The sequence below is a fragment of the Cryobacterium sandaracinum genome (assembly GCF_004403415.1).
Lineage (GTDB): Bacteria > Actinomycetota > Actinomycetes > Actinomycetales > Microbacteriaceae > Cryobacterium > Cryobacterium sandaracinum.
Window position 1 is genome coordinate 18635 of the sequence record NZ_SOGO01000026.1, and the last position, 16003, is coordinate 34637.

The following is a 16003-nucleotide window of genomic DNA, read 5'->3' on the forward strand; positions in this document are numbered from 1 at the left end:
GACCTGAAACGGCTGAGACGACACGATTGCGGGGCGCGGAAGCATCCGCACCCCTCAATCGTGTCGGTTCACCGGCCGCCGGTGTACGGGACCGCTGCGAGGATCTCGATCTGGATGCTGACGTTGGTCGGCGTCGTGTACGCGACGGTGTCGCCGACGTGGGTTCCGATGATGGCCTGGCCGATCGGTGACGAGGGGGAGTACACGTCTACCTTCACTTCAGGGTCGAGGGAGACAAGTTCACGCTCGCCAAGGAGGAACACGGTCGCCCGGGTGTCGCCGGAGAGCATCGCGGTGATCCTCATCCCGGGCTCGACCAGGCCGTCGTCCGGTTTGACCGAGGCCTCGGCCTGGCGGAGGGTCGTGCGCAGCTCCCGGATTCGCTCGGACGTGGCCGCGTTCGGGGTGGGGTCGCTGCCCAGCACAGCGAGTTCCTCGATCAGGAGGGCGAGCGAGCGGGGTGGCAGCCACACCGATTCGGTGGTCATAGAGTTCTCCGTAAATCGCGAGGCAATCTGCCGCGCAGTGATCAGTCGGCCATGCTAGCCGCCCCGGCTCCACGCATGGGGGAATCGGCGATCGGTGGCGTGGCGGCTACTCCTCGCGGTCGGCGTCCTTCCGGTCGGCGCCCCGCAGCTGGTCCGACAGCGGGCGGCTGGGAAGGATCGGCACCTGGCCGGTGAACCCCTCGCGGGCGCTCGCGATCTCGAGAATGCGGCCGCGGCAGGCGTACCAGCCCACGATCAGCAGCGGGATGATGATCACGAGCGAGCTGATCGTGAGCGTGCCGACCGGCCAGTCGAAGGCCATCAGCACGAGCACGGCGACGAGGAAGACCAGGCTGGCGTACCCCGAATACGGTGCTCCGAACATCCGGAACGCCGGTCGCCGCAGGATGCCGAGCTTCGACCAGGCGTGCAGGCGCAGCTGGCAGAGCACGATCATGCCCCAGGCGCTGATGATGCCGATGGCGGCCATATTCAGCACGATCTCGAAGGCCTTGTCGGGCACGACGGCGTTCAGGGCGACGCCCAGCAGGGTGACCACGCCGGTGAGCAGGATGCCGCCGAACGGCACACCCGTGCGGCTCACCTTGCCGGCGAAGCGCGGCGCCGATCCCGCCAGCGCCATCGACCGCAGGATGCGCCCGGTCGAGTACAGGCCCGCGTTGAGCGAGGACAGGGCCGCGGTGAGCACAACCAGGTTCATGATCACGTCGACGCCGCCGACGCCGATGGTGCCGAAGAACGTGACGAATGGGCTCTCGCCGGCCTTGTACGCGGTGTAGGGCAGCAGCAGGGAGAGCAGCAAAATCGAGCCCACGTAGAAGACGGCGATGCGAATGATGACGGTGTTGATCGCCTTCGGCATCACCTTCTCCGGGTTCTGGGTCTCCCCGGCGGTCGTGCCGACCAGCTCGATCGAGGCGTACGCGAAGATGACGCCCTGCACCACGAGAACGGATGCGATCAGCCCGTTCGGCAGCCAGCCCCCGTTGTCCCCGATCAGGCTGAAGCCCGTCTCCTGGCCGGGGATCGGCGTGCCGAAGATGACCATCCAGGTGCCGACCAGCAGGAAGGCCACGATGGCGAGCACCTTGATCAGCGCGAACCAGAACTCGAGTTCGCCGAATACGCTCACTGACAGAAGGTTCAGGGACAGCACGACGGCGAGGGCGGCGAGCGCGTACAGCCACTGCGGCACATCACCGAAGGGTGCCCAGTACTTCGCGAAGAAGTTCATGTACAGCGCCACGGCCGTGACGTCGACGATGGCGGTCATCACCCAGTTCAGCCAGTACAGCCAACCGGTGACGAACGCCGTCTTCTCGCCGAAGAACTCGCGGGCGTAGGAAACGAACGAGCCCGACGAGGGGCGGTGCAGCACGAGTTCGCCGAGCGCGCGCAGGATCAGGAACGCAAAGAAACCGCAGATCGCGTACACGAAGACGAGGGAGGGCCCGGCGATGGCCAGGCGTCCTCCTGCCCCGAGGAACAGGCCGGTGCCAATGGCCCCGCCGATGGCGATCATCTGCACCTGGCGGGCCTTGAGGCCCTTGTGCAGCCCCTCATCCTCGTGCACATTGAGGGCGTCCGAGATGTGCTCGAACGGCGTCTCCACGCCACGACCGTGGTATTCGGGGTGGTCAGGTTTAAGGGGGAGTTGTGGCTTCCGGCTTGCACGCGTCATGGGGCTCTTCCGATAGATCCGGTTTTGGCCAACCCTAGCCGCCCCCGCACGGGGTCGGCGTCCACGGCCTCCGGTAGACTGACTCGATATTCTGACTTCACGAGAGCCGGGAGGCCGCATGGCGACAATCCTCCTGACCTTTGTTGCCCTATCCACGCTCACCCCGATCCTCACGCGGTGGCTCTCGCTGCGTGTTTTCTACGTCATCGCATTGCTCCCCGCGACCGTCTTCGGTTATACCCTCACCCAGACCCGGGCCGTGTCGAGCGGCGGAGCGATCACCGAGAGCGTCCCGTGGATTCCCGCGTTGGGTATCTCGCTCTCATTCCGCGTCGACACCCTCACCTGGCTGCTCGCCCTCGTCGTGACCGGGGTCGGCGCGCTCGTGCTGGTCTACTGCGCCCGCTACTTCAGCGCCGACGAGCCGGCGCTCGGGCGCTTCGCCGCGGTCCTGCTGGCGTTCGCCGGCGCGATGTACGGCCTGGTGACATCCGACGACATCGTCGTCATGTTCATCTTCTGGGAGATCACGAGCGTGCTCTCCTACATTTTGATCGGGCATTACACGTTCAAACGGGCGAGCCGCGGCGCCGCCCTGCAGGCGTTGCTGGTGACCACCTTCGGCGGGTTGATCATGCTCGTCGGGGTCGTCATCCTCGCGGTGGAGGCCGGAACCACGTCGCTCGCAGCGATCGTCTCCGACCCCGTCACCGGCCCGGCTACCACCTGGTCGGTGCTGCTCATCCTGGTCGGCGCGCTGTCTAAGTCCGCGCTCGTGCCCTTCCACTTTTGGCTGCCGGCCGCGATGGCGGCGCCCACCCCGGTGAGCGCCTATCTGCACGCGGCGGCGATGGTCAAGGCCGGCATCTACCTGGTGGCGCGCCTCGCCCCCGGCTATGCCGACACGCCGGGCTGGATGCCGGTGCTCGTCACCCTCGGCGTCGTCACCATGCTGGTCGGCGCGTGGCGTTCGCTGCGCCAGTACGACCTCAAGCTGGTGCTTGCCTATGGCACGGTCAGCCAGCTCGGGTTCCTGATGGTCGTCGTCGGCTTCGGCACCCGGGACGCCGCGCTCGCCGGGGTGGCATTGCTCCTCGCCCACGCCCTCTACAAGTCGGCGCTGTTCCTGACCGTCGGCATCATCGACCACCGGGCCGGCACCCGCGACTGGCGACAGCTCTCCGGCGTGGGGCGCAACGCGCCCGTGCTGGCCGTGATCGCCCTGCTATCGGTCGCATCTATGGCCGGTATCCCGCCGCTGCTCGGCTTCGTCGCCAAGGAGTCCGTGTTCACGGCATTCCTCGAGGCAGGCCTGGCCGGCGACGGATGGGGCTGGGTGGCCCTGGTCGGCACCGTGGTCGGCTCCGTGCTGACGGTCGCCTACAGCGCCCGCTTCTTCTGGGGTGCCTTCGGCACCCGGGTCAGCCTCGCAGACACCGCCCTGCACCCCGCCCGCTGGGACTTCCAGCTGGCGCCGGGACTGCTCGCCGTGGCCACCCTCCTGCTCGGCCCCCTCGTCTTCCTGCTCGACCCGGTGCTGGTCTCCTACGCCGACACCGTTCCCGGCGGCGGCGACTACCGCCTCGCGCTCTGGCACGGCTTCGAACCGGCGCTCGCCCTGAGTGCCGTTGTTCTCCTGCTCGGCGCCGTGCTGTTCTGGAAGCGGCCGGGCGTGGCCCGGCTGCAGGGCACGGTGCCGGCCTACATCGACGCCGGTCAGGGCTACGGCTCCACCGTGCGCGGCATCGACCGGGCCGCGGCGCGCATCACCCACTTCGCCCAGCAGGGCGGGTTGCCGCAGTACCTGTCCACCATCCTCGTCGTCTTCGTGCTGGCCCTAGGCTTCGCGGCCTTCGTCAACCGCAGCTGGCCCGAGGAGGTCGTGCTCTGGGACTACCCGGGCCAGGTCGTGATCGCCCTCATCATGGGCATCGCGGCGGTGATGGCGGCTCGCGTCGGTGAGCGCATCACTGCCGTGCTGCTGGCCGGCGTCACGGGCTACGGCCTCGTCGCGTTCTTCGCCTTCCACGGCGCTCCCGACCTGGCCCTGACGCAGGCCCTGGTCGAGACGATGACCATCGTCGTCTTCGTGCTGGTGCTGCGCCGGCTGCCGCAGAAGATCGCCCAGCACAACCGGCCGATGCACCGGCGGCGGCGCGTGCTGATCGGCGTGCTGGTGGGCGCCGTGATGGGCACCATCGGCGTGATCGCGCTCGGTGCACGGGAGGCCCCAAGCATCGCGGCGGAGCTTCCGCGCCTCGCGGTCGAGGAGGGGCACGGACGCAACATCGTGAACGTGATGCTCGTGGACATCCGTGCCTGGGACACGATGGGTGAGATCTCCGTGCTGATCGTGGTGGCCACCGGCGTCGCCAGCCTCCTCTTCGTCTCGGGCCGCAACGCGGTCGTGCCCCGGCTGCGCGATTCCCGCAAACGCCGGTCGCTGCCGCACCGTCGCAAGGTCGTCGCCGACCCGGCCGCGTCCTCCGAGGGGCATGCGGTCACTCGCCAGTCCTGGCTCCTGGCCGGCCGTACGGTTGCCGAGAAGGACCGGTCGATCATGCTCGAGGTGCTCGTGCGGCTGCTGTTCTACCCGGCCATGATCGTCTCCGTCTACCTGCTCATCGCCGGCCACAACGCTCCCGGCGGCGGCTTCGCCGGTGGCCTGATCGCCGGGCTGGCGCTCGTCTCCCGCTACCTCGCGGGAGGCCGCTACGAGCTGGGCGAGGCGGTACCCGTCGATCCGGGCAAGATCCTCGGGCTCGGCATCGTGCTGGCGGTCGGGATGGCCGTGGTCTCGCTCTTCTTCAGCGGCATCCCGCTGGAATCCGCCTACTTCGAAACCACGGTACCCGTGCTCGGCCCCCTCTCTTTCGGCACCTCCACCATCTTCGACATCGGCGTGTACCTGGTCGTGGTCGGTCTCGTGTTGGACATCCTGCGCAGCCTCGGCAGCGAGGTCGATCGACAGCAGGAAGCCGGCGAGACCGAGCCGCACCCGCAGTCCGAGCAGGGCGCGGTGGTAGCCGGATGAGCGCCTCCCTCACCCTCGTGATCGTGATGGCGGTCCTGTACGCCGCCGGCGTCTACGTGATGCTGGAGCGCAGTCTCACCCGGGTGCTGATCGGATTCCTGCTGGTGGGCAACGCCACGAACCTGCTGATCTTCATCATGAGCGGCCGCCCCGGCAACGCGCCCATCGTCACCGGCACGGCCGCCGACGCTGCGATGGTCGACCCGGTGCCCCAGGTGCTCATGCTCACCGCCATCGTGATCAACTTCGGCATCACGGCGCTCATCCTCGCGCTGATCTACCGGTCCTGGTGGCTGGCCCGGCTGGGCGACGAGGGTGACACGGTCACCGACGAGCATGCGGCCGAGACCGTGGCAAGCACGGAGGAGTCCTTCCGCTCGGTCACCGAGGACGAGGCAGCCAGCCAGGAAGACCTCGACGCGAGCGAGCGCGAGAGCGAGCTCGGTGCCCCTGCCAACGCGCCGGACAAGGGGATGAAGCTATGAATCTCCTCGTTCCTCTGGTCGTCACCATCCCACTGCTCGGAAGCGCTCTGACCCTCGCCCTCGGCCGCCGTCGCCCCCAGCAGATCGTGGTCAGCGTGATCGCCCTGACGCTGGTGGCGATCATCGGCGCGGTCCTGCTGGTGCAGGTCGATCAGATCGGCCCCGCCGTCGTGCACGTGGGCGGCTGGGATGCGCCGTGGGGCATCGTGCTCGTCGTCGACCGGCTCTCGGCGATCATGCTTCTGGTCTCCGCGCTGATGCTGCTCGGCGTGCTCCTGTTCGCCGTGGGGCAGGGCATCGTGGACGGAGACCGGGAAACCCCGGTTTCGATCTTCCATCCCACCTATCTCGTGCTGGCGGCCGGGCTGTTCAACGCGTTCATCGCGGGGGACCTGTTCAACCTCTACGTTGGTTTCGAGATGCTGCTCTCGGCTAGTTACGTGCTGTTGACGCTCGGCGGGACGGGTGCGCGCATCCGTGTCGGTGTCACCTACATCGTGGTGAGCCTGGTCTCCTCCATCCTGTTCCTCAGCGCGATCGCCCTGATCTATGGGGCCACGGGCACCGTCACCATGGCGCTCATCGCCGAGCGGGTGGCGGACCTCCCGCCGGACGTGCAGCTGATCCTCAACCTGCTGCTCCTGCTGGCCTTCTGCGTGAAGGCCGCAGTGTTTCCGCTGTCGTTCTGGTTGCCCGACTCCTATCCCACGGCCCCGGCGCCGGTCACTGCGGTGTTCGCGGGGCTGCTCACGAAGGTCGGAATCTACGCGATCATCCGCGCTCAGACCCTGCTCTTCCCCGAGAGCCCGCTGTCGGTGCCGCTGATGGTGGTGGCGTTGCTGACCCTGATCGTGGGCATCCTCGGGGCGCTCGCGCAGGCGGACATCAAGCGGCTGCTGTCGTTCACGCTGGTGAGCCACATCGGCTACATGATCTTCGGCATCGCGATGGGCACGCCGCTGGCGATCGCGGCCACCATCTTCTACGTCGTGCACCACATCACGGTGCAGACGACCCTCTTCCTCTGCGCGGGGCTGATCGAGCGGGTGGGCGGCACCACCTCGCTGGCCCGGCTCGGCGGACTGTTGACGGCGGCGCCGTTCGTGGCCTTCCTGTTCTTCGTTGGGGCGCTCAACCTCGGCGGCATCCCGCCGTTCTCGGGCTTCCTCGGCAAGATCGCCCTCTTCCAGGCCGGCGCGGACATCGCCGAACCGGTGACCTACATCCTGATGGGCGCCGGCGCCGCCACCTCGCTGCTCACGCTCTACGCCTTGGCCCGCGTCTGGAACATCGCGTTCTGGCGGGGGGCCGGCGAGGTCGAGGACTACGAGTCGCCGATGCTCGATGCGCTCCTGGACGACCCGGACGACGAGGGCACGGTCACGACGCGCACCATCTCGCCGCTGATGACCGGCGCGACGACGGCGCTGCTGCTGCTGACCGTCTCACTCACCGTGTTCGCCGGGCCGGTGTTCGCGTTCACCACCCGTGCGGCGGCCAACATCGAGAACCCGGCCACGTACATCGACGCCGTCTTCCCGAACGGCACGCCATGAGCACCCCGAAGCAGCGCCTCGTCGCCATCGCCAACCAGGCGCCGCTGTTCCTGGGGCTCGTGCTGCTGTGGATGCTGCTCTGGGGCTCGTTCTCCTGGCTCAACCTGCTCACCGGCACGCTGCTGGCCACCCTCGTCTCCGTGGGCTTCTACCTGCCGGCCGTGGAGCTGGGTTTGCGCCTTAACCCGTGGTACACCGTGCTCTACTTGATCCGGCTCGGGTTCGACATCGTCCGGGGCTCGCTGCAGGTGGCAGTCCTCGCGCTCTCCCCGCGCTACACACCCAGCAACGCGATCGTGGCGGTGCACCTGCGCACCCGCAGCGACTTCATCCTGACGCTGACCGGGGTGTCGACGTCCATCGTTCCCGGGGCGATCGTGGTCGATGTGGACCGGGTGCAGTCCACCCTCTATCTGCACGTGCTGAACGTGGCGCATCCGGAACAGGTGGAGCGGTTCCGGAACGGCGTGCTGGCCGAGGAGCGCCGGATCGTGATGGCCCTCGGGTCCCGGGAAGACGTGGAACGGCTCCACCGGGTGAGCGGCGAGGACCGGAGTGAGAAAGACCAGCGCGCACGCGACCAGCATGCGAATGAGAAACTGAAGCGGGGAGGAACCGCCTGATGCACATCGTTGCCGTCATTGCCGGGGTGCTGTTCGGGGCCGGTGCCCTGTGCGCCCTCTATCGAATCGTGCGGGGACCGACCGTGCTGGACCGGGTGATCGCCTCGGATGTCCTGGTCGCGACCGTGATCTGCGCCATGGGTGCGGAGATGGCATTCAACCGGCACACCGACACGCTGCCGGTGCTGCTGGTCCTCGCCCTCTTCGCGGTGCTCGGCTCGCTGAGCATCGCCCGCTTCCTGCCCGTGCGGGATACCGAATGACCGACGAACTGCGCGACGTGATCTCGGCTGTCCTGGTGCTCGCCGGGGCCGTGATGTGCTTCGCGGCCGGAATCGGCGTCATCCGTTTCCCCGACGTACTATCGCGGCTGCACGCCGCCACCAAACCGCAGATCTTCGGCCTCATGGCGATCACGGCCGACGTCGCTCTGAACAACTTTACCGTGGGCACCGTCACCCTCGTCATGGCCATCGTCGTGTTCCAGGCGTTGACCGCCCCGGTCGCAGCGCACATGGTGGGCCGGGCCGCCTATGACACCCACCATGTGCGTGTCGATGTGCTCATAATCGATGAGCTCGGTACCCGGCCCGACTGATAAGATCGTCTCTGTCGCGACTGGCGTAGCACGAAAGATGGGTCACCATCGGGGAGCGACTGACACGGTTAGTGACCGCACGCCTGGGCCACGACGATTGATCATCACGTCGTTAAACAAGAAGTCTGAGGAGACCCCGTGCCCGAATCCGTGCCATCCACCGTTCTGCGGTCCACATTCAACGAGCCCCTTGAGGTCGTCGACCCCGAGATCGCCGCCGTTCTCGAGCAGGAGCTCGGACGCCAGCGCGACTACCTCGAGATGATCGCCAGCGAGAACTTCGTGCCGCGCGCTGTGCTGCAGTCGCAGGGCTCCGTGCTCACCAACAAGTACGCCGAGGGTTACCCGGGACGCCGCTACTACGGCGGCTGCGAGTACGTGGACGTCGCCGAACAGCTCGCCATCGACCGGGCCAAGTCCCTCTTCGGCGCCGCGTACGCCAACGTGCAGCCGCACTCCGGCGCCACCGCGAACGCCGCCGTGCTCTCGGCCATCGCGACGCCCGGCGACACCATCCTCGGTCTGGAACTTGCCCACGGCGGCCATCTCACCCACGGCATGAAGCTCAACTTCTCCGGCAAGCTCTACAATCCCGTCGCCTACGGCGTCGACCCGACCACCTTCCTGGTCGACATGGACGTCGTGCGCGAGACGGCACTCGAGACCAAGCCCAAGGTCATCATCGCCGGCTGGTCCGCCTACCCGCGCCACCTCGACTTCGAGGCCTTTCGCAGCATCGCCGACGAGGTCGGCGCCCTGCTCTGGGTCGACATGGCCCACTTCGCCGGACTCGTCGCCGCCGGCCTGCACCCGTCGCCGGTTCCCTACGCGGATGTCGTGTCCACCACCGTGCACAAGACCCTCGCCGGTCCCCGCTCCGGTCTGATCCTCTCGCGCGACATGGCGCTGGCGAAGAAGCTCAACTCCAACGTGTTCCCCGGCCAGCAGGGCGGCCCGCTGATGCACGTGATCGCCGCCAAGGCGACCGCGTTCAAGCTCGCGGCCGAGCCCGAGTTCAAGGAACGTCAGGAGCGCACCCTGCGCGGTGCCAGCATCCTCGCCGACCGTCTGATGGCGGATGACTCGCGCGCCGGCGGCGTCGACGTGCTCACCGGCGGCACCGACGTGCACCTCGTGCTCGCGGACCTCCGCAACTCGCCGATCAACGGACAGCAGGCCGAGGACGCCCTGCACGCGGTCGGCATCACGGTCAACCGCAACTCGGTGCCGTTCGACCCGCGCCCGCCGATGGTCACCAGCGGCCTGCGCATCGGAACCCCTGCCCTGGCCACCCGTGGCTTCGGCGATGAGGAGTTCACGGTCGTCGCCGACGTCATCGCCGAGGCGCTCAAGCCCGACGCCGACATCGAGGGCCTCCGCGCCCGCGTCAAGGTGCTTACCGAGGCCTTCCCGCTGTACCCCGGTCTGCAGCAGTAACGTCCGCCGCGCACCCGGCCGCCCTCGACCCGGGTGTCAACGCCGCAGGCTCCGCACCCTGGCGTACGGCCTGTGAACGATTTCGACGGAGATTTTGCTGCGAAAGCCCGCTGAAGGCATCCGTCACCGGCGTGTTGCCCAAAATCCCCGTCGGATTCGCACGCGCCTTCGGCACCTGCGCACCTGCGCACCGGAGCACCGGAGCACCTGCAAACGTCAGAACGACCGACTGAATGGATCCACAATGACGGCAATAACCCTCGACGGAGTCACGACCGCCTCCGTGGTCAAGACCGAGCTCATCGACCGGATCGCGGAGCTGCGCGCGCACGGGATCGTGCCCGGGCTCGGCACGCTCCTGGTCGGCGATGACCCGGGCTCGCGCTCGTATGTCGCGGGCAAGCACCGCGACTGCGCCGAGGTCGGCATTGAATCGATCCGGGTCGACCTGCCCGCGTCGGCGACCAGCGCCGATGTGCGCGCCGCAATCGCCGACCTGAACTCCGCCCGCGAGGTGACCGGCTACATTATTCAGCTGCCGCTGCCGGTCGGCCACAACGACAACGCCATGCTCGAACTGATCGACCCGTCGAAGGATGCCGACGGCCTGCATCCGACGAACCTCGGCCGCTTGGTGCTCGGCATCGAGGGCGAGCTGGACTCGCCGCTGCCCTGCACTCCGGCCGGCATCGTCGAGCTGCTGCGCCGCTACGACGTGCCGATCGTCGGCCAGCGCGTCGTCGTCGTCGGGCGCGGCCTCACCGTCGGGCGCCCGCTCGGACTGCTGTTCACCCGCAAGGGTCTGGATGCCACCGTCACCCTGACGCACTCCCGCACGGTAGACCTGCCCGGCGAGGTGCGGCGCGCCGACATCGTCGTGGCCGCCGTCGGCGTGCCGCACCTGATCCAGGCGGACTGGGTGAAGCCCGGCGCCGCCGTGCTCGACGTGGGCATCACCCGGGTGACCGACCCGATCACCGGCAAGGGCACCCTGACCGGTGACGTGCACCCGGGTGTCGCGAACGTCGCCGGCTTCCTGTCCCCGAATCCGCGCGGCGTCGGCCCGATGACCCGTGCCATGCTGCTGTGCAACGTGGTGAAGGCAGCCGAGCTGTCGCTCAGCAGGTAGTCGGGCGCCACGGGCGGTCGCCTCGTAACGGTCGCCTCTCCGGGCTCGCGCAGGTGGCCGTGCGGGCGAGGCTCGGTGGTACCGCCGTCGCGGCGCACGCTGTGGAAGCCGGCGCACGGTATTCCCTGCGCCGTGAGCCGTAGCCCGCGCCGCGACCGTGAGGCAGACCGGCTCAGCGCTGCGGCAGCGCCGTCACCGAGGCGTGCAGGGCGCAGTGACGCAGATACTCCGCTGCGTTGTGGCCGAGGCCGGCCACCTCCTCATCCGTCAGGGGCCGCCGCACCTTGGCGGGAACGCCGGCGACCAGCGATCTGGGCGGGATGACGGTGCCCTCGAGCACGACGGCTCCGGCGGCGACGAGGGACCCGGAACCGACGACGGCGCCGTTCAGCACCGTCGCCATCATGCCGATCAGCGAGCCGTCCTCGACCGTGCAGCCGTGCAGCACTGCCCCGTGCCCGACGGACACATTCCGGCCGACGATCAGCGGGAATCCGTGGTCCACGTGGCAGGAGACGTTGTCCTGCAGGTTGGAGCCGGGGCCGATCCGGATGGGTTCCGCCTCGGCGCGCAGCACGGCGTTGTACCAGACGCTGGCGTGTTCGGCCAAGGTGACGTTGCCGACGACCACGGCGCCCGGGGCGACGTAGGCGGTCTCGGCCACGACCGGTCCGGGTCGGTCGGGCAGGGTGATGATGCGGGCGGCGCTGTCGGCAGTCATACGCGTCAGCCTATCGGGCTGCCTCGCGTGCAGGCTCTAGGATTTCGGCATGGTCAATTCCGCGCATCCGTCCGTCGATCGGGTTCGGGAGGCTCTCCGCGCCCACGGCCTGGACCCGGAAATTCGCTGGTTCGACGATGCGGCCACAACCGCCGCCGCCGCCGCGGAGGCGCTCGGTATTTCGCGCGGCGCCATCGCGAATTCGCTCGTCTTCACCCTCGATGGTGAGCCGTTGCTCGTGCTCACCTCGGGGGCTCACCGGGTCGATGCGGCGTGGCTGGGGGACAGACTGGGCGGCACGATCGGACGTGCCTCGAAGGATGTCGTCAGGCAGGCCACCGGTCAGGTGATCGGCGGGGTCGCGCCGCTGGGACATCCGTCGCCACTGCGCACCCTGGTCGACGTCGCCCTCGCCGAATTCCCGGTCGTCTGGGCGGCTGCGGGCCACGCGCACACCGTGTTCCCGACCACGTTCGACGAACTCGTGCGAATCACCGGCGGCGAGCCCACCGCCGTCTCGCCCTAGATCCCGACGGCCTGATCTCCGCCACTCGCGCACCGCCGGGCCGGGAGAATGGCTCCCTCGCCGGTGGGCAAAGTCACAGTTCGGCGGCGTACGGCGACGGATGCCCGGCACGTCCCGGGCGCGACCGGCACTGAACATAGACTCGGCAGAGTTGCACCTCTGATCACTTCGATGGCGAAAAATTCACAAAGGATGCTCAATGCGCGCTCGACATGCTCTCCCGGCCCTGGCCGCCGTGGCCGCCCTCCTGCTTACCGCCTGCGTGGACAACTCCACTCCGACGACTGGCGTCACGGAGGGATCCGCGGCCGAGGTGGTGACCACCGACGAGGAGGCCGCCGCGCTCCTCCCGGAAACGACCGCGACCCCGGGCAAGCTCGTCTTCGGCACCAGCCCGAATTACGCGCCGAACGAGTTCAAAAACGACGCCGGTGAACCGATCGGCTGGGCGATCGACCTGAGTGATGCGATCGCCGCCAAGCTCGGGCTCGAGGCCCAGTACACGGTGGCCAAATTCGAGAACATCATCCCGAATGTCGTCGGCGGCAAGATCGACGTCGGCATGTCGTCCTTCACCGACACGGCGGAGCGTGAAAAGCAAGTCGATTTCGTGAACTACTACCTCGCAGGCATCCAGTGGGCCTCGCCCGCGGGCACGACCGTCGACCCCGACGATGCGTGCGGACTCAAGGTCGCCGTGCAGTCCACGACCTACCAGGACACCGTCGAGATCCCGGCGAAGAGTGACGCCTGCGTCGCCGCCGGCAAACCGCCGATCCAGAAGGTCCCCCTCGACACGCAGGATGCCGCGGCGAATGCCGTCGCGCTGGGCCAGGCCGACGCTTTTAGCGCCGACTCCCCGGTCACCCTCTACGGGATCGCACAGTTGACGGGCAAGCTGCAGACCGCGGGAGAGACGTTTGAGGCGGCACCATACGGTATGGCCGTGCAGAAGGATTCCGGGATGGCCGAGGCCGTGCAGGCCGCGCTGCAGTCGCTGGTCGACGACGGCACCTACGAGGCGATTCTGGACGACTGGGGGGTCGTCGACGGCGGCCTCGACACGATCACACTCAACGCCGGCGCGAGGGGCTAGGCACGTCGCCGCCGCTGGGCGCCGCCTCGACCCCGGGCACCGGTTTCGGCCGTCGCGTGCGTGGCTAACTCAGGAGATCCCCGCCGAACCTCGTTCGCACCCGCACAGGTCTGCGGATGCGCACGGGCGGCGGCACGACTTCTCCTGAATTAGCCACGTGGGGCGAGTTCCCGCTGTGTTATTGCTCCCGCGCCGCCCCGTCGGCCGCGCGCACCACGAACAGGTCCGGGGCCGCGAAGCCCCGGGCTGCGAACGCGGCCGTGACCGCCGCCGTAACCGCGGGGATCAGGGCGCGCGGGGTAAGGGCGATGGCGGCGCCGCCGAAGCCGCCGCCGGTCATCCGGGCGCCGATCGCCCCGGTGCCGCGCGCGGTCTCCACGGCGAGGTCGAGTTCGGGCACGGAAATCTCGAAGTCGTCCCGCATTGACAGGTGCGAGGCGTCCAGGAGGGCGCCGATCGCGGTCGGTCCCTGCTCGCGCAGGGTGCGCACGGTGCCCTGTACGCGCTGGTTCTCGGTGACCACGTGCCGCACCCGGCGGAACGTCTCGTCGTCGAGCACGTCGGCGGCCCGGCCGAGGTCGTCCACGGTGAGGTCGCGCAGGGAGGGGACCCCCAGCATCCGTGCACCCAGTTCGCAGGATGCCCGGCGCGAGGCATACCCGCCGGTCGAGTGCGCGTGGCTCACCCGCGTGTCGATGATCAGCAGGTCGAGGCCGGCCCCGTCGAAGCCGAGCGGGATCACCTCGGCCTCGAGGGTGCGGCAGTCCAGGAAGACGGCGGAGTCGGCCTCGCCCAGCAGGGACGCGGACTGGTCCATGATGCCGGTGGGAGCCCCGACGGCCCGGTTCTCGGCCAGCTGGCCCACCCGGGCGAGCATGCGCCGGTCGAGTCCGAGCTGCCAGAGGTCGTTCAGGGCCAGGGCAACCGCACTCTCGATCGCGGCGGAGGACGACAGTCCGGCCCCGATCGGCACGTCAGAGTCGATGAACACGTCAAATCCGGGCCGGGTGGCCAGGTCGGCGCCGAACTGGCCGAGGGCCCAGGCCACGCCGAGCGGGTACGCCGACCAGCCGGCCAGGTTCTCCGGAGTCAGGTCGTCGAGGGAGAGCTCCACCGTTTCCGCGGCGAACGAGCTCGCCACCCGCAGCTGGCGGTCGCCGCGCAGGCCGAGCCCGACGAGCGTGCGCCGGTTGATCGCGAAGGGAAACACGAACCCGTCGTTGTAGTCGGTGTGCTCGCCGATCAGGTTGACGCGGCCGGGGGCCGACCAGAGTCCGGCCGGGGCCGCGTCGAAGCGGCTCGTGAAGCCATCCGTCACGGTCTGGATGAGATCGGTCATGCGTGGGCCTGCCCTTCGAGTGTGGTGCTGATAGCGGGAACGGATGCCGCGGCGCCGGCCGCCGCTTCGGTCGCGTCCGTCCCGGCGGAGCGTTGGACCGCGCGGCGAATGTTGTCGGCCGCCTGCTCGGGCGTGACGTCTCCGATCCAGGCGCCCATGGCGGCCTCCGACCCGGCCAGGAACTTCAGCTTGTCTGCGGCCCGGCGAGGACTCGTCACCTGCAGCATCAGCCGGATCTCGTCGCGGCGCACCGAGACCGGGGCCTGGTGCCAGGCCGCGATGTACGGCGTCGGGGTGTCGTAGAGGGCATCGATGCCGCGCAACAGCCGCCGGAAGAGCACGGCGAGCTCATCGCGCTCAGCCAGGCTGGTCGCCGCGAAGTCGGGCACGTGCCGGTGCGGCAGCATGTGCACCTCGATGGGCCAGCGCGCGGCGAACGGCACGAAGGCGGTCCAGTGCTCGCCGGTCAGAATGACCCGGCCCCCGGCCTGCTCGCTGGCGAGGATGTCCGCGAACAGGTTTGGTCCGTACTGGTCGAGGGAGGCGATCACGCGCTGGGTGCGCGGCGTGACGTAGGGGTAGGAGTAGATCTGGCCGTGCGGGTGGTGCAGCGTGACGCCGATCGCCTCGCCGCAGTTTTCAAACGGGAAGACCTGTTCCACGCCGGGTAGCTGTGACAGGGCGTACGTGCGCTCGGCCCAGGCCTCGATCACCGTGCGGGCGCGCACGACCGACAGGCTCGCGAACGAGCCCTCGTTCTCGGGGCTGAAGCAGACGACCTCGCAGCGGCCGACCGAGGTGCGGACGCGGTTCAGTCCGATGGTGTTCAGGTCGTCGAGCCCGGCGGGGGCGTCGGCGTCGGTGAGGAGGGGCCCGAACGAGGGCGACTTGTTCTCGAACACGGCCACGTCGTAGTTGCTGGGCACTTCTGACGGGTTCCCCGGCGTCGACGGGGCGAGCGGGTCCAGGTGCGCGGGCGGAAGGAACACGCGGTTCTGGCGGGCGGCGGCGATCGAGACCCATTCGCCGCTGAGCGGGTCCTGGCGCATCCGGGCGGTGGCCGGGCGCGGGTCGAGTTCGCGCAGGTCGGCCGCCCGATCCGGCGGCAGGCTGGACTGCGGGTCATCGAAGTAGATGAGGTCCCGGCCATCGGCGAGGGTGTGGCGGTGACGGATGATGCCGGTGTCGGCTACGAAGTCTGGTGTGTTCATGGCGAAAACAACGTTATCTGATTTGCACATGTGAAACCAGGTCTTTCCGGTTGATAAC

General features: G+C 68.6%; 15 protein-coding genes and 1 riboswitch. Of the genes, 10 read left to right on the forward strand and 5 right to left on the reverse strand.

Annotation, left to right across the window (positions count from 1 at the left end; all coding sequences use genetic code 11):
* Window positions 1–68 precede the first annotated feature (68 nt).
* Both E3T25_RS09305 and E3T25_RS09310 read right to left on the reverse strand, forming a co-directional pair.
* Window positions 69–488, reverse strand: a complete 420-nt coding sequence (locus tag E3T25_RS09305) for a GreA/GreB family elongation factor (RefSeq protein WP_104100180.1) — start codon at window positions 486–488, stop codon at window positions 69–71.
* A 106-nt stretch (window positions 489–594) separates the two neighbouring features.
* Window positions 595–2190 carry an amino acid permease gene (locus tag E3T25_RS09310; RefSeq protein WP_134373847.1) on the reverse strand — a complete coding sequence of 532 codons (1596 nt, stop codon included), beginning with the start codon at window positions 2188–2190 and terminating at the stop codon, window positions 595–597.
* Window positions 2191–2308: 118 nt separating this feature from the next.
* Between E3T25_RS09310 and E3T25_RS09315 the strand changes: the two genes are divergently transcribed.
* From E3T25_RS09315 to E3T25_RS09350, 8 genes are all read left to right on the forward strand, one after another.
* Window positions 2309–5224, forward strand: a complete 2916-nt coding sequence (locus E3T25_RS09315; RefSeq protein ID WP_134373849.1) for a Na+/H+ antiporter subunit A — start codon at window positions 2309–2311, stop codon at window positions 5222–5224.
* Window positions 5221–5709, forward strand: coding sequence for a sodium:proton antiporter (locus tag E3T25_RS09320; protein ID WP_104100177.1), 489 nt, complete (start codon window positions 5221–5223; stop codon window positions 5707–5709). The genes E3T25_RS09315 and E3T25_RS09320 overlap by 4 nt, the downstream gene beginning before the upstream one ends.
* A complete protein-coding gene (locus E3T25_RS09325; RefSeq protein ID WP_134373851.1) occupies window positions 5706–7265 on the forward strand; it encodes a Na+/H+ antiporter subunit D in 1560 nt (519 codons plus the stop codon). Before E3T25_RS09320 ends, E3T25_RS09325 begins: the two co-directional genes overlap by 4 nt.
* A complete protein-coding gene (locus E3T25_RS09330) occupies window positions 7262–7888 on the forward strand; it encodes a Na+/H+ antiporter subunit E (RefSeq protein ID WP_104100175.1) in 627 nt (208 codons plus the stop codon). The genes E3T25_RS09325 and E3T25_RS09330 overlap by 4 nt, the downstream gene beginning before the upstream one ends.
* Complete coding sequence (locus tag E3T25_RS09335; protein WP_134342227.1) at window positions 7888–8151, forward strand: MrpF/PhaF family protein; 264 nt, start codon at window positions 7888–7890, stop codon at window positions 8149–8151. Before E3T25_RS09330 ends, E3T25_RS09335 begins: the two co-directional genes overlap by 1 nt.
* A complete protein-coding gene (gene mnhG / locus E3T25_RS09340; protein WP_134373853.1) occupies window positions 8148–8486 on the forward strand; it encodes a monovalent cation/H(+) antiporter subunit G in 339 nt (112 codons plus the stop codon). Before E3T25_RS09335 ends, mnhG begins: the two co-directional genes overlap by 4 nt.
* A 6-nt stretch (window positions 8487–8492) precedes the next feature.
* A riboswitch (ZMP/ZTP riboswitch) is annotated at window positions 8493–8582 on the forward strand.
* Window positions 8583–8624: 42 nt separating this feature from the next.
* Window positions 8625–9923 carry a serine hydroxymethyltransferase gene (glyA, locus tag E3T25_RS09345; RefSeq protein ID WP_104100172.1) on the forward strand — a complete coding sequence of 433 codons (1299 nt, stop codon included), beginning with the start codon at window positions 8625–8627 and terminating at the stop codon, window positions 9921–9923.
* Between the two features lie 244 nt (window positions 9924–10167).
* The gene (locus tag E3T25_RS09350) at window positions 10168–11052 is read left to right on the forward strand and encodes a bifunctional methylenetetrahydrofolate dehydrogenase/methenyltetrahydrofolate cyclohydrolase (RefSeq protein ID WP_104100171.1); all 885 of its coding nucleotides are present in this window, start codon (window positions 10168–10170) and stop codon (window positions 11050–11052) included.
* A gap of 172 nt (window positions 11053–11224) precedes the next feature.
* Here E3T25_RS09350 and E3T25_RS09355 read toward each other — a convergent pair whose 3' ends face one another.
* Window positions 11225–11773, reverse strand: coding sequence for a gamma carbonic anhydrase family protein (locus tag E3T25_RS09355; protein ID WP_104100170.1), 549 nt, complete (start codon window positions 11771–11773; stop codon window positions 11225–11227).
* A gap of 49 nt (window positions 11774–11822) precedes the next feature.
* Here E3T25_RS09355 and E3T25_RS09360 point away from each other — a divergent pair, with 49 nt between their 5' ends.
* Together E3T25_RS09360 and E3T25_RS09365 are read left to right on the forward strand one after the other, a co-directional pair.
* A complete protein-coding gene (locus tag E3T25_RS09360) occupies window positions 11823–12299 on the forward strand; it encodes a YbaK/EbsC family protein (RefSeq protein ID WP_104100169.1) in 477 nt (158 codons plus the stop codon).
* A 199-nt stretch (window positions 12300–12498) separates the two neighbouring features.
* Entirely contained in the window at window positions 12499–13395 is an 897-nt protein-coding gene (locus E3T25_RS09365) for an ABC transporter substrate-binding protein (RefSeq protein ID WP_104171829.1), read from the forward strand.
* A 178-nt stretch (window positions 13396–13573) separates the two neighbouring features.
* Here E3T25_RS09365 and galK read toward each other — a convergent pair whose 3' ends face one another.
* Together galK and galT are read right to left on the reverse strand one after the other, a co-directional pair.
* Entirely contained in the window at window positions 13574–14734 is a 1161-nt protein-coding gene (gene galK, locus E3T25_RS09370; RefSeq protein ID WP_134373855.1) for a galactokinase, read from the reverse strand.
* On the reverse strand, window positions 14731–15945 hold the full coding sequence (gene galT, locus E3T25_RS09375) for a galactose-1-phosphate uridylyltransferase (RefSeq protein WP_134373857.1): 1215 nt from the start codon (window positions 15943–15945) through the stop codon (window positions 14731–14733). Before galT ends, galK begins: the two co-directional genes overlap by 4 nt.
* Window positions 15946–16003 lie beyond the last annotated feature (58 nt).

Coding starts and splice junctions, on each gene's coding strand:
- E3T25_RS09305 (WP_104100180.1), bottom strand. CDS start 488: ATGACCACCGAATCGGTGTGGCTGCCACCCCGCTCGCTCGCCCTCCTG.
- E3T25_RS09310 (WP_134373847.1), bottom strand. CDS start 2,190: ATGACGCGTGCAAGCCGGAAGCCACAACTCCCCCTTAAACCTGACCAC.
- E3T25_RS09315 (WP_134373849.1), top strand. CDS start 2,309: ATGGCGACAATCCTCCTGACCTTTGTTGCCCTATCCACGCTCACCCCG.
- E3T25_RS09320 (WP_104100177.1), top strand. CDS start 5,221: ATGAGCGCCTCCCTCACCCTCGTGATCGTGATGGCGGTCCTGTACGCC.
- E3T25_RS09325 (WP_134373851.1), top strand. CDS start 5,706: ATGAATCTCCTCGTTCCTCTGGTCGTCACCATCCCACTGCTCGGAAGC.
- E3T25_RS09330 (WP_104100175.1), top strand. CDS start 7,262: ATGAGCACCCCGAAGCAGCGCCTCGTCGCCATCGCCAACCAGGCGCCG.
- E3T25_RS09335 (WP_134342227.1), top strand. CDS start 7,888: ATGCACATCGTTGCCGTCATTGCCGGGGTGCTGTTCGGGGCCGGTGCC.
- mnhG (WP_134373853.1), top strand. CDS start 8,148: ATGACCGACGAACTGCGCGACGTGATCTCGGCTGTCCTGGTGCTCGCC.
- E3T25_RS09350 (WP_104100171.1), top strand. CDS start 10,168: ATGACGGCAATAACCCTCGACGGAGTCACGACCGCCTCCGTGGTCAAG.
- E3T25_RS09355 (WP_104100170.1), bottom strand. CDS start 11,773: ATGACTGCCGACAGCGCCGCCCGCATCATCACCCTGCCCGACCGACCC.
- E3T25_RS09360 (WP_104100169.1), top strand. CDS start 11,823: ATGGTCAATTCCGCGCATCCGTCCGTCGATCGGGTTCGGGAGGCTCTC.
- E3T25_RS09365 (WP_104171829.1), top strand. CDS start 12,499: ATGCGCGCTCGACATGCTCTCCCGGCCCTGGCCGCCGTGGCCGCCCTC.
- galK (WP_134373855.1), bottom strand. CDS start 14,734: ATGACCGATCTCATCCAGACCGTGACGGATGGCTTCACGAGCCGCTTC.
- galT (WP_134373857.1), bottom strand. CDS start 15,945: ATGAACACACCAGACTTCGTAGCCGACACCGGCATCATCCGTCACCGC.